Source organism: Alcanivorax sp. S6407 (assembly GCF_023016115.1).
In the GTDB taxonomy this organism is placed as follows: domain Bacteria; phylum Pseudomonadota; class Gammaproteobacteria; order Pseudomonadales; family Alcanivoracaceae; genus Alcanivorax.
The window spans coordinates 1,030,973-1,043,094 of record NZ_JALKBH010000002.1 but is presented as its reverse complement, the minus strand read 5'-3'; the positions used below and the strand labels follow the sequence as shown (position 1 = coordinate 1,043,094).

At 59.1% G+C, this 12,122-nt stretch carries 11 protein-coding genes and 1 tRNA gene; 5 read left to right on the top strand and 7 right to left on the bottom strand.

The window, feature by feature from the left end; translation table 11 throughout:
- Nucleotides 1-1,014, bottom strand: coding sequence for an AraC family transcriptional regulator (locus MWU49_RS07990; RefSeq protein WP_246970377.1), 1,014 nt, complete (start codon nucleotides 1,012-1,014; stop codon nucleotides 1-3).
- A 106-nt stretch (nucleotides 1,015-1,120) separates the two neighbouring features.
- Between MWU49_RS07990 and MWU49_RS07985 the strand changes: the two genes are divergently transcribed.
- On the top strand, nucleotides 1,121-2,650 hold the full coding sequence (locus tag MWU49_RS07985) for an NAD(P)/FAD-dependent oxidoreductase (protein ID WP_246970375.1): 1,530 nt from the start codon (nucleotides 1,121-1,123) through the stop codon (nucleotides 2,648-2,650).
- A gap of 101 nt (nucleotides 2,651-2,751) precedes the next feature.
- On the opposite strand, the gene MWU49_RS07980 is transcribed toward MWU49_RS07985, so the two are convergent.
- The 5 genes from MWU49_RS07980 to MWU49_RS07960 all read right to left on the bottom strand — a co-directional run bounded on the left by MWU49_RS07980 (nucleotide 2,752) and on the right by MWU49_RS07960 (nucleotide 7,517).
- Nucleotides 2,752-3,543: a M48 family metallopeptidase gene (locus MWU49_RS07980; protein ID WP_246970373.1), complete on the bottom strand. Its 792-nt coding sequence runs from the start codon at nucleotides 3,541-3,543 to the stop codon at nucleotides 2,752-2,754.
- Between the two features lie 121 nt (nucleotides 3,544-3,664).
- Nucleotides 3,665-3,740 (bottom strand) — tRNA-Phe (locus MWU49_RS07975).
- A gap of 54 nt (nucleotides 3,741-3,794) precedes the next feature.
- Nucleotides 3,795-4,079, bottom strand: a complete 285-nt coding sequence (locus tag MWU49_RS07970) for an oxidative damage protection protein (RefSeq protein WP_246970371.1) — start codon at nucleotides 4,077-4,079, stop codon at nucleotides 3,795-3,797.
- Between the two features lie 33 nt (nucleotides 4,080-4,112).
- Complete coding sequence (gene mutY, locus MWU49_RS07965) at nucleotides 4,113-5,189, bottom strand: A/G-specific adenine glycosylase (protein WP_246970368.1); 1,077 nt, start codon at nucleotides 5,187-5,189, stop codon at nucleotides 4,113-4,115.
- A 105-nt stretch (nucleotides 5,190-5,294) separates the two neighbouring features.
- The gene (locus MWU49_RS07960) at nucleotides 5,295-7,517 is read right to left on the bottom strand and encodes an AsmA family protein (protein WP_246970365.1); all 2,223 of its coding nucleotides are present in this window, start codon (nucleotides 7,515-7,517) and stop codon (nucleotides 5,295-5,297) included.
- 122 nt (nucleotides 7,518-7,639) lie between these two features.
- Between MWU49_RS07960 and MWU49_RS07955 the strand changes: the two genes are divergently transcribed.
- Nucleotides 7,640-9,586: a sensor histidine kinase gene (locus MWU49_RS07955; RefSeq protein ID WP_246970361.1), complete on the top strand. Its 1,947-nt coding sequence runs from the start codon at nucleotides 7,640-7,642 to the stop codon at nucleotides 9,584-9,586.
- 12 nt (nucleotides 9,587-9,598) lie between these two features.
- Here MWU49_RS07955 and MWU49_RS07950 read toward each other — a convergent pair whose 3' ends face one another.
- Complete coding sequence (locus tag MWU49_RS07950) at nucleotides 9,599-9,919, bottom strand: GNAT family N-acetyltransferase (RefSeq protein ID WP_246970359.1); 321 nt, start codon at nucleotides 9,917-9,919, stop codon at nucleotides 9,599-9,601.
- Between the two features lie 101 nt (nucleotides 9,920-10,020).
- Between MWU49_RS07950 and hisB the strand changes: the two genes are divergently transcribed.
- From hisB to hisA, 3 genes are all read left to right on the top strand, one after another.
- The gene (gene hisB, locus MWU49_RS07945; protein WP_246970357.1) at nucleotides 10,021-10,626 is read left to right on the top strand and encodes an imidazoleglycerol-phosphate dehydratase HisB; all 606 of its coding nucleotides are present in this window, start codon (nucleotides 10,021-10,023) and stop codon (nucleotides 10,624-10,626) included.
- A gap of 8 nt (nucleotides 10,627-10,634) precedes the next feature.
- Nucleotides 10,635-11,276 (top strand): imidazole glycerol phosphate synthase subunit HisH, encoded by a 642-nt coding sequence (gene hisH / locus MWU49_RS07940; protein WP_246970355.1) that lies wholly within the window; start codon nucleotides 10,635-10,637, stop codon nucleotides 11,274-11,276.
- A 93-nt stretch (nucleotides 11,277-11,369) separates the two neighbouring features.
- A complete protein-coding gene (hisA, locus tag MWU49_RS07935) occupies nucleotides 11,370-12,110 on the top strand; it encodes a 1-(5-phosphoribosyl)-5-[(5-phosphoribosylamino)methylideneamino]imidazole-4-carboxamide isomerase (protein ID WP_246970353.1) in 741 nt (246 codons plus the stop codon).
- Nucleotides 12,111-12,122: the final 12 nt, after the last annotated feature.

The window sequence follows — 12,122 nt, the reverse complement described above, 5'->3', positions numbered from 1 at the left end:
TTAATTATTAATTCCTTTGCGGTGACGCGCCGGTGTCACCCCCGTCCAGCGCTCAAACGCCCTGACAAAGGCGGCGGATTCGCTGTAGCCGAGCAGTTCAGCGATCTCCGCGACGCTGCGGTCTGAGTCGGCCAGGTAGCGTTTGGCCTTTTCTTCCCTGACCTTGTCCATGATGCCCTGAAAGGGGCGGCCTTCCTTGCTGAGCTGGCGGCGGAAGCTGCGCTCGGGGATGCTGAAGGCCTGGGCCACCTGTTCAGCGGAAGGAAAGGTGCGGGCAAACAGGTTCAGGTAGGCGCAGACCCGGTCTGCGAGGTGGTCGCTGGGGGCCTCTCTCCGTGCCAGCATGGCGTCGCACTGGTCGCGGTACATGTCCTGGGCCATCTTGTTGTAGCCCGGCAGGCGAATGGCCATGTCTTCGTTACTGATGAGCGCCTTGCAATAGGGCTGGTCATAGAGCACGGGGCAGCCGAAATAGTCCTCGAAGACCTGGGCTTCAGCGGGGCGAGGGTAGGGCATCCACACCTCCACCGGTTTCAGGCTCAGGTTGAGCTGGGTCTGGATGTCGTTGATCAGTTTGAAGGTGCCGACCATGTCGCGGTCGATCAGGGTGCGGCTGACTTCCGGTGGCAGGGGGATCGGGTGGAGCTCCAGTGCAGTGGTGGTTTCCCCTGGCACCAGCGCCAGCTCTCCATACAGATAGGTCAGTGCCTGGTATTTCACCCCGAACTGAAATCCCTGGAAGGCGGTCTCGCTGGTCATGAACAGCATGGCCAGCTGGCCATAGCCGGCGAAGCCAAAACTGCTGCCCATCCTGAAGCCGAGCAGGGGATCGTCCACCTGCGGGAGCAGCTCGGTAAAGATCAGCAATTCCCGGTCGCGGCCAATCTCGCTGCTCGGGTCCAGTTTGTTTCGGTCCAGCCCATGGCGCGCCAGCACTGGCGCACAGTCCATGCCCTGCTCTTTCTCGAGCAGGTCGATGGTGTAGATCAATGCGAGTATCGAGCGTGCAGACATGGCCGGAATTATCAATTTTTCAGTCAGGTTAACACGTATTCACTACGGTTGGGCAAGGATACAGTGTCGTCATGCCTACACACCGGATTGCCGGAGGAGACGAATAATGACAAGTCAGGCCCAGATCAACGTAAAAACCCGTCGCGTAAAAGTCGCCATTGTTGGTGGCGGTTTTGGCGGTATGTGCATGGCCATCAAGCTGCGTGAAGCGGGTATCGAGGACTTCGTGCTGCTGGAGAAAGGCAATGGCATGGGCGGTACCTGGTATCACAACAGCTATCCGGGCGCGGCCTGTGATGTGCAGTCTCACATGTACTCCTTCTCCTTCGAGGGCAACCCGGACTGGAGCCACCGCTATAGTGGCCAGCAGGAAATCCACAACTACATTGAAGGCGTGAGCCAGAAGCACAATCTGCGTCAGTACACCCGCTTCAATGCGGAAGTGACTGGCGCGCATTTTGACGACAAGGCCGCTCTGTGGACCCTGGACCTGGCGGATGGCTCCCAGGTGGTCTGCCAGCATTGGGTGCTGGCCAGCGGCCCCCTGCATGTGCCGTCATTCCCCAACTTCAAGGGCATGGAGTCGTTCAAGGGCAAGATCATCCACTCTGCCCTGTGGGACCAGGACTACGACATGGCCGGCAAGAAGGTGGTGTCCATCGGCACCGGTGCCAGCGCCATCCAGTATGTACCTCATGTAGCGAAAGCTGCAGGTCATCTGACTGTGGTGCAGCGTACTCCGCCGTGGATCATCCCCCGCGATGAGCGCGCCTATTCCGGCCTGAGCAAGTGGGTGTTCCGCCGCTTCCCGGCCCTGCGCAAGCTGCATCGTCTGCGCCTTTACCTGAGCAACGAAGCGCGCGTACTGCCGATCTTCAACCCGCGTCTGGCCAAGCTGGCCGAACCGGCCCTGAAAGCCTTCATCAACTACCAGGTGAAGGACAAGGAGACCGCGCGCAAGCTGGTACCCAACTACACCCTGGGTTGTAAGCGGATTCTGATTTCCAACAATTACTACCCCACCTTCAACCGCGACAACGTGGAGCTGGTGACCGAAGGGGTGAAGGAAATCCGGGAAAACAGCGTGGTGTTCAGTGATGGTTCTGAGCAGCAGGCAGACTGCATTGTGCTGGGTACCGGTTTCATCGTGGATCCGCGTATCTACATGAAGGATTTCGAGATCACCGGGCTGCCTGGCCGTCGTCTGCAGGATGACTGGAAGGATGCAGCGCAGGCCTATCTGGGCACTACCGTGAGCGGTTACCCGAACATGTTCCAGCTGGTGGGCCCAAACACTGGCCTGGGGCATAACTCCATCATCTTCATGATCGAGAGCCAGGTGCGCTACATCATGGATGCCATCACCAAGCTGGATAAGCGTGGCGATGCCTGGCTGGATGTGAAGCAGGATGTGCAGGATCGCTTCAACGACAAGCTGCAGGACGAGCTGAAAGGCACGGTCTGGCAGAACGGCGGCTGCAGCAGCTGGTATCAGCAGGCGGATGGCCGTAACACCGCCCTGTGGCCCCACGCTACCTTCCAGTTCATGGCGCGCACCTGGACGCTGAACATGAAGGACTACGACTGGCAGCCGGCGGTCAAGAAGGTTTCCGTCAAGGAAGCCGCTGCCAGCTGACCAGGAAGGTTGCGAGTGACGAGAAGCGAGTTTCGAAAGGCGAGACCCTGCTGGTAATGTCCGGGTTTCGCGGCTCGAAACTCGTGACTCGCTTCTGACTTTTACCGTTCACAGTCCGTTGCCGTTGCCTGCTCATAGAGCGACATTGCGTTACCCATGCGTTCGCCTAGTGCTTCGATCCGGCTGTCATGGTTGGGGTGGGTGGAGAGAAATTCGAGAGGCTGGCCGCCGCCGGCCTTGGCCATGTTGCGCCACAGCGCTGTACTTTCCCGCGGATCAAAGCCGGCGCTGGCCATCAGTTCCAGCCCCATCAGGTCGGCTTCTTCTTCATGGGCACGGCTGAAGGGGAGGGCGATACCGAGGTAGGCGCCCAGCCCCAATGCCTGCAGTATGCTCTCGGTGTCGGCATCCCCTTCGCTCAGCAATCCAATCAGCATCAGGGTGGCCTTGATGCCCAATTCCTGAGTCAGCCGTTCGTTGCCGTGGCGGGCCAGTACATGCGCTACCTCGTGGCCGATCACGGCAGCCAGCTGGTCATTGGTTTCAGCCACGGTCAGCAGCCCCCGGTTCACGCCAATCTTGCCCCCGGCCACGGCGAAGGCATTGGGCGTGTCGTTGGCAAACAGGACTACCTCCCAGGTATCCGGTAACGGGCTTCCGGGAAAACGGTTGGCGATCTGGCTGATCAGATGAGTCGCCACACACTGCACCCGCTGGTTGGCTTGCTCATCGTTGCTTGGCGGAACCTGTTGCTGAATTTGCATAAAGGTTTGCCGCCCGAAGTCGGCCATCATACTGTCCGGAATCACCGCCAGCTGGTCTCGGCCTGTGGGCGTTTGATCACAGCCGCTCAGAGCGAAAAGCAGGCAAATCAACAACAGCGGGTGGCGCATATCCTGAGTCCGGGGTGGAAGCGTTGGGCTAACGTTAGCGGAGGTGGCGTGAAGAAGGTAGCCGTGAACGGCTGAGAGGCAGAAACGAAAAAGGCCTCGCGAAGCGAGGCCTTTTCGAAGATGGTGCCCGGAGGCGGAATCGAACCACCGACACGGGGATTTTCAATCCCCTGCTCTACCGACTGAGCTATCCGGGCAATCAGGGCGCGTATTAAAGCCTCTGGAACGGGGCGCGTCAACCCATCAGGCGTTCATTTGTTCGCATCGTGAGCAACCGGGGTGTATCCCTCGGCTTTTTCGTAGTTTTCGTTGTTCAGAAAACGCTCACGTTGCTCATCCAGAAACGCCTTGGCCTGCGGATCCATCACGTTCAGGTGCTTTTCGTTGATCAGCATGGTCTGTTCGTGCAGCCATTCCTGCCAGGCTTTCTTCGAGACATGCTCAAAGATGTCCTGACCCTTGGGGCCGGGGAAGGGGGCGCGGTCCAGACCTTCCAGTTCTGTCTGGTATTTGCGGCACATTACCGTGCGGCTCATGGCAACTCCGTGGGCTGATACATGTGGGGTGGACTATAACATGCGTGACTGGCGTGGGCTGTCCAGTGTCGCCAGCAGTTTCTTTACCGGGGCGGCAAGGCCCAAGGTGCCGGGTTGGACGGGGTCGACCCACTGGCCCTCGCTGTCCCGCGTACCCGAGGCCCGGACCGGAATTACCAGCGGGGAAATATCCAGATGGAAATGACTGAAAGTATGGCGGAAGCCGTCCAGGGGCTGGGCATCAGCGCAGGGGCTAAAGGCGCGAGCCTCAAGGGCGGCATTGGCTTCTTCGCTGGTCTCGGTCTGCGGGAAGCACCACAGACCGCCCCAGATACCCTGTGAGGGGCGTTGTTCCAGCCATACATGGCCTTGCTCGTTGCGCAGGATCAGCATGGTGGTGGTGCGCACCGGGATGACCTTCTTTGGTTTCTTGCCGGGAAAGTCCTGCGGGTTGCCATTGGCGAAGGCGGAGCAGCCCTGATTCAGGGGGCAGGCCTCGCAGTCGGGTTTGCCGCGACGACACAGGGTGGCGCCCAGATCCATGATGGCCTGGGTGTAGTCGGCCAGTCTTTCATGGGGGGTATAGTGCTCGGCCAGTTCCCACAGCCGGGTTTCCACCGGTTTCTTGCCGGGCCAGCCTTCCACCGAGTGCAGGCGGGAAAGTACCCGTTTCACGTTGCCATCCAGGATGGAGGCACGCACCCCGCGACTCTGGGCGAGGATGGCGCCGGCGGTGGAGAGACCGATGCCGGGCAGGGTGGCTACCTCCTCAACGGTTTCCGGGAAGTCACCCCGGTAGTTCTCGAGCAGCTGTTTGGCGCACTTGTGCAGATTGCGGGCACGGGCGTAGTAGCCGAGGCCGGTCCACAGGTGCAGCACCTCGTCCTGTTCGGCCAGTGCCAGGGTCTGCACGTCCGGAAAGCGCTCCATGAAACGCTCGAAGTAGGGGATGACGGTGGTGACCTGGGTCTGCTGCAACATGATTTCCGAGATCCACACCTGGTAGGGCGTGCGCGGATGCTGCCAGGGCAGGTCCTGACGCCCGTACTGGTCGTACCAGGCAAGCAGGTTCTGGCTGAATCGTTTTGGGCTAAGCGATTTGTTCGGCATCAGGTTCTGGACAGTAATGGCGGAGATGGGCTTTCGCCCATTTCCGCCCTACGGGTGGTTTCCGGTTTTGGCGTGCTGCATGTTGCGTGAAGCGTGCAGCGTCTCCTAATTAAACAACTTCTTCAGACCGTCCTGGAGCTGCTTGTCCATCTCTTCCTTGGCCTTCTTCTTGGCGGCATCCTTGATGACTTCTTCGGCGGTGTCACCTTCGCCTTCAATGCCGAGCTTGTCTTTCAGCTTGTCCTGGGTGGCCTTGGCGGCAACCTGTTTGCCGATGTCCTTGAAGCCGGATTTGTCCGGGCCACACCACTTGGCCGGATCACCTTCCAGGTTACCTTCGCAACGCAGCGGCCAGGTGGTGTCGGTCAGGTACTTGGAAGTACCCAGTTCTGGCGACTGCATGCCGATCTTCAGATCGAAATCCTGGTTGAGGATGTTCATCCAGCCGTTGCCGCTGATCTTGCCCTTGCTGAGTACCGCATCCAGGCTGTCCAGGTAGGCCACATTCTTGTCCAGACGTGCCTTGGAGTTCAGGTCGAGGATCTTGGTGTCTTCGGACAGGGAGGAGGGCAGCTTGCCGGATTCCTGGCCGGGGATCAGGGTGGCGGCTAGTCCGGAGAACTGGCCGAGCATGTCGTTCACGCCGCCTACCAGGGTGTGGTACAGGTTCAGACCTCGCACGGTGGCGTCTGCCAGATTCAGGTCAATGTTCCCTTTGGCGGAATCCATCAGGGCCTTTTCGCTGTTACCACTGGCGCTGTAGGTGCCGGTCATGGTGAAGATCCCCTTGGCCAGATCATCATCCAGTGCCATCTGGGCGATGGGTTGTATCTGCACGCTAGTCACGCTGTTGCTGGCGGTGATCTTCGGCGTTTTGCCGGAGGCGTCCAGGGTAGCCTTGGCACTGAAGCTGCCGTCCAGGGTCTTGCCGGTGGCCTCGGTCAGTTTGACGATGCCGTCTTTGGCGGTGACAGCGAACTTCATGTCGCTGGCGCTAATGCCGTCATAGCTGAGGCTGCCGATGGCGAATTTGCCGTCGATCAGAAGCGGTCGCAGGGTGTCTACCGGGATCAGTTCGTCGGTGGACAGGCTGGCGGTGCCGCCGGTCTTGCCGGTGCCTGCAGCGGCGGAGCTGTCTTCCTCTGTGTCCACAGACGGCGGCATATAGCCGTCCAGGTTGATCTTGTCGAGCAGCAGGTCAAACACGATTTTCCCACTCGCCAGGCTGGCCAGACCGGCACTGCCGCTGAGCGTGCTGTCGTCCAGTTTCAGTGTCAGCGGCTTGACCATGATGCTGTTCGGCTCGCCGCCCAGGGTGGCATCCAGGGAGATCTTGCTGAGCGCGTTACTGTCGGTGGTTTCAATGGGGGCTTCACCAATGGCCTTGAGGACCTTGTTGGCATCAAAGGGCAGGGTGGAGAGCTTGCCGCTGACTTGCAGATCACCGGTGAGGGCTTTCACATCCACATTGCCGCGGGTCTCGGTGCCGGCAGCGGTGATCAGCAGGTCCTTGATGCTGAGGGTGTCGTCATTGAGGTTCACATCCAGGTTCTGCTCCAGATGCACATCCACCGGCATGGTGGTGGCGCCGGCAATGTTGGCGTCCAGGGTCATCGGGTTGAGCACGAAATGGGTGTTGTCGATATCGGCGGCCAGCACCGTGTCCAGATTCATGTCCACGCGCATGTCGCTCTGATCCTGGTAGCGCAGGGACATCTGCAGCGGGAAGGGGCTGTCCAGATTCACGTCCTGGGCACCCAGGTTGAAGTGCTCGACCACGATGTCGGTGCCGTCGCTGCTGTTGCGGTAGCGGATCTTGCCATCGGAGACCACCACTTCCGGGATGGTGAGTGGGATGTCCAGGCTGCCGCTTTCGCCGCTGTCCTGATTGCCGGTTTCTGTGTCGGTGTTTTCTGTCTCGGTGGCCGGTGTCTGCGGGCCGATCAGTTCCCAGTTGGCGCCATCCGGGCCATCCACCAGATTGACTTCAACGCCGGCAAGGCGGATACCGTCCATTTCCACCTGGCCATACAGCAGGGGCAGAACTGCCACGCTGAGGGAGGCCTCATTGAGTGCTGCGAAAAGGTCCTCCTGATCGGCAATGCGTGCTTCGGTGCGGCCGATGCTGACGCCAAGGGAGGGCCAGAACTGCCAGGCCAGGTCGCCCTCGATGTTCAACGTGAGGTTGGCCTGTTCGCGGGCCTGCTTCTCGATTTCCGGCTTGAATTCATTGGGATCAATCACCTGGGTGATCACAAAAACAGCTATCGCCAATAGCAGAATGATGGCAATTACAGTGATCAGCAAAATTTTTAGCAGGCGTCCCATGTAGCTCTCCTTGCGTGTTGGCCGGTGGACCCGGATTATAGCAGTGGGAATGACGTACCATAATCGCAGAAACAGCAAAGGAGCTAAAGGAAGCTCCTTTGTCATAGTTAGGGGAAGGACCTTTGCAAAAGTTCCATTTGGTTTTGTTTGTCCTGTTGGCGTTGCTGAGCTCGGCGGCGCAGGCAATCAAGCCCGAGCCTGTTGCCCTGAAAGGAATCGGGGAAGAGGTCACGCTGGGCGACAAGATGCAGATTCTCGAAGACCCGGAAAGCGACTGGTCCCTTGACCAGGTGCGCAACCAGTTCGCCAGTCGCTTTCGCAGCAGTGAGGCTTCGGCGCTGAATTTCGGTTTTACCGACAGCACCATCTGGCTGCGTTTTGCGGTGGATGCCAGCAACGCCGAGGGGAGCTGGTTTATGGTGGAGCGTCACCCCATTCTGGATGAACTGACGCTCTATGTGCCGGACTCTGCCGGGGGCTACAAGTCGTTCCCGGTGGGGGATACACGGCCCTTTTCGCTGCGGCCGATGAATCACCGCTCCTTTGTATTCTCTCTCGATACCGATGATGGTGGAGTGACAGAGTACTACCTGAAGATTAAGGGCAAGGGGGCATTGAATATGATGCCCATGCTCTATAGTGCCAAGGGGCTGGTGGAATATTCCTATGTGGAGCAACTGATCCAGGGGCTGTTCTATGGCTCATTGGCCATCATGTTGATCTATAACCTGATGCTGTTCCTGTCCCTCAGGGACAACGTGCACCTGCATTTTGTGATGTTTCTTGCCGGGATCATTTTCTTCAACATCACGGTGAGTGGCTACGGCCTGCAGTTTCTGTGGCCGGAAACGCCAAAGATTAATGAATATTTCTGGCTGGCGACCTATGTGATTGCGCTGGCGCTGGCATTGTATTCGCGACAGTTCCTGCAGCTGGCGCAGCGCTTCCCGCGTTATGATCGCCTGTTGCGCCATTACCTGATTCTGATCGGGGTGGCGTTCCTGTTGCAGTGGGTGCTGCAGCCTCCATTCTCCTATCATCTTTCCACCTTTATCGCCTTGCTGACGATAGTGTTGTTCAGCTGGCTGGGCTGGACCGTGTGGCGGCAAGGGTTCCGGGTGGCCCGGTTGTATGTGCTTGCCTGGTCGATATTCCTGCTGACCATTTTCTTCTATGCCATCGGCAATCTCGGGTTAATTCCCTACCATCCCCTGGTACCGTATCTGCCGCATATCGGCGCTTTGTGGGTGGTGGTTATGTTGTCGCTGGCGCTGGGTGACCGGATTCGTTTCCTGGAAAACGAGCGCAAGCAGCTGGCCCTGGAAGCGCAGCAGAATCTGGAGCGACACCTCTCGGATATCGAGCAGATGAACCAGGACAAGTCCATGTTCCTGCAATACATCAGCCATGAGCTGAACACGCCGATCAACTGGATCGGCGCAGCGGACTCCCTTGGCAGCAACAGCAATGAAGACAGCGACGTGGATGTGTGGGCCATGGTGCGCAAGGGCCAGAAGCGCCTGATCGGCATTGTTGGCACTTCATTGCGGTATTTTGATCTGTCTGACCGTAATCAGGCGCCGCTGGTGGGAAGCTGCCAGCCCATGTGGATGATGGATGCGCTGATCCGGGAGGATTCCGATCGCATCGAACAGGCCGGTATCTCCATTCGCAACCGTGTTTCCCCCAACCTGCGGGTACGGGCCAGCGAGACGGAGTTGCGGGAAGTGTTCGCCATCGCGTTGGATAATGCGCTTCGCTTCAGCGCCGAAGGCGGGCATGTGGAAGTGTCCAGCGAAGTCAGCGTGAACGACGGCTTTGCCCATCTCGTGATCCGGGACGAGGGCAAGGGCGCCACTGCCGACCAGCTGGAGCACATCATGGAGCCGTTCTTTGTGATGGGGTCCCGGCACCATGAGGAAGGCTTTGGCCTGTCGCTGGCAATGGCAAGGGTGATGGTGGAGCAGGTGGGTGGCCAGCTGTGGGCGGAAAGCCCCGGTCCCGGCCGGGGCTTCAGCCTGCATCTGCGTCTGCCGTTGGCCGATTTCGACGGCGCCAGCGCAGAATAAGCGTTTCAGGTATCAGGAGGTGGCTTGCTGGCAGTGTGCTGGCAGGTTCACTTCCTCGCCCAGTGCCTGGCCGATCAGACGGACAAAATCCTTGCCCACCCCGCGGCCGCGGGTGGCAGGGTGTACCACCATCCAGTCCAGTACGGGCTGGTTTTTCTCAATCAGGGCAATAGCCACACGCTTGCCATTGAAATGCGCCGCGAACAGCCGGCGATCCCCTGCATCCTGCGCCGCCTGCAGTTTTTCCCGGTATTCCGGGTCATCGCGCAGTACCTGTTCGAAGGTCTGACATTGTTCCGGTGAGAGAGGGTGGGCCTGAACGCTGATAGGCATGGGGCGACTCCGCTGGTTTGGGGAATGGGGGCTCTGCCACAATGGTGTCAACAGGCCGTCAGGCTGCGTATAATAGCCGGCCCAATGCCCGGGAGGTATAGATGAGCAAGCGAAGCGCGACTGTTGAGCGCAACACCCTGGAAACCCAGATTCAGGTTTCCATCAATCTGGATGGTACTGGCCAGTGCAAACTGGACACCGGTTTGCCGTTTCTGGAGCACATGCTGGATCAGGTGGCTCGCCACGGTCTGGTAGATCTGGAGATTACCGCCAAGGGTGATTTGCACATCGATGCTCACCATACCGTGGAAGATATCGGTATTACCCTGGGCCAGGCCTTTGCCAAGGCGGTAGGCGACAAGAAGGGTGTACGCCGCTATGGCCATGCCTATGTGCCGCTGGATGAAGCCCTGTCCCGTGTGGTGGTCGATCTGTCCGGCCGTCCCGGCCTGGAAATGTTCGTGGATTTCACCCGTGGCAGCATCGGCGGCTTCGATGTGGACCTGTTCTATGAATTCTTCCAGGGGCTGGTCAATCACAGCATGATCACCCTGCATATCGACAACCTGCGTGGCAAGAATGCCCACCACCAGGCCGAGACCGTGTTCAAGGCCTTTGGCCGTGCCCTGCGCATGGCCGTGGAGCCGGACGAGCGCATGAGCGGTATCACCCCTTCCACCAAGGGTACCCTGAGCGAAAGCGAGTAAGTGCAGCCATGACTGAAGTAGTTGCCGTTATCGATTACGGCATGGGCAACCTGCACTCCGCAGGCAAGGCGCTGGAGAAGGTGGCCAATGGCCAGCAGATCCTGATTACCGGCGATGCCGACCAGATTCGCGCCGCTGACCGGGTTGTGTTCCCTGGCGTGGGTGCCATTCGTGACTGCATTGCGGTGCTCAGGGAAACCGGCCTGGATCAGGCGATCCTGGATGTGATCGCCGCCGGCAAGCCGTTGCTGGGAATCTGTGTCGGTATGCAGGCCCTGATGGCGCGCAGTGAAGAAAACAACGGGGTGGACTGCCTCGGCGTGTTCGACGGCGAAGTGACTTTCTTCGGAGAGATGCAGGATGACACTGGCAGCAAGCTGAAGGTGCCGCACATGGGCTGGAACCAGGTGCAGCAGGGCATGGCGCACCCCATGTGGGCCGGCATCGCCAACAACGCCCGTTTTTATTTTGTGCACAGCTACTGCGTCACCGGCCTGGCCGATGAGGAAGTGGCGGGTTACTGCGACTATGGTCGCCGTTTCGCCGCCGCGGCCACCCGCAATAATGTGTTTGCGGTGCAGTTCCACCCGGAAAAGAGTGCCGACGCCGGGCTCACCCTGCTGGAAAACTTCCTGCGCTGGCAACCATAAGATCAGTTGACCGTTGATAGTGGACAGTTGACAGCGACAACCACCGTTCCTTCCGTTGCATCACCGTGACGGTTCAGTTTTAGAGAACTTGATATGCTTTTGATTCCTGCCATCGACCTGAAAGACGGAAAATGTGTTCGCCTCAAGCAGGGGCGGATGGAAGACGATACGGTGTTTTCCGAAGATCCGGTGGCGGTGGCCACCCATTGGGTCGAGCAGGGCGCCCGTCGCCTTCATCTGGTGGATCTGAATGGTGCCTTTGCCGGTGAGCCGGTGAATGGCGAGATCGTCAAGGCGATCGCCCGCAAGTACCCGGATCTGCCGATCCAGATTGGTGGCGGCATCCGCAGCCCGGAGATCATTCAGGCCTACCTGGATGCTGGCGTGCAATGGGTGATCATCGGCACCAAGGCGGTCAATGAGCCGGAGTTCGTGCGCGACATGTGCAAGCAGTTCCCTGGCCACATCATTGTCGGCCTGGACGCCAAAGACGGTTGGGTGGCCACCGATGGTTGGGCCAATGTGACCGATGTGAACGTGATCGATCTGGCCAGGCAGTTCGAGAATGATGGTGTGTCCGCCATCGTTTATACCGATATCAGTCGTGACGGCATGCTGCAGGGCGTCAACGTGGATGCCACTGTGCGTCTGGCCCAGTCCATGTCCATCCCGGTGATCGCTTCCGGTGGCATCACCAATCTGGATGACGTGCGTAACCTGTGTGCAGTGGCAGACCAGGGCATCAGTGGTGCCATCACGGGACGTGCCATTTACGAAAACACCCTGAACTTTGCAGAAGGTCAGGCCCTGTCTGACGAACTGATCAGGGCCTGAGGCGGAGACAAG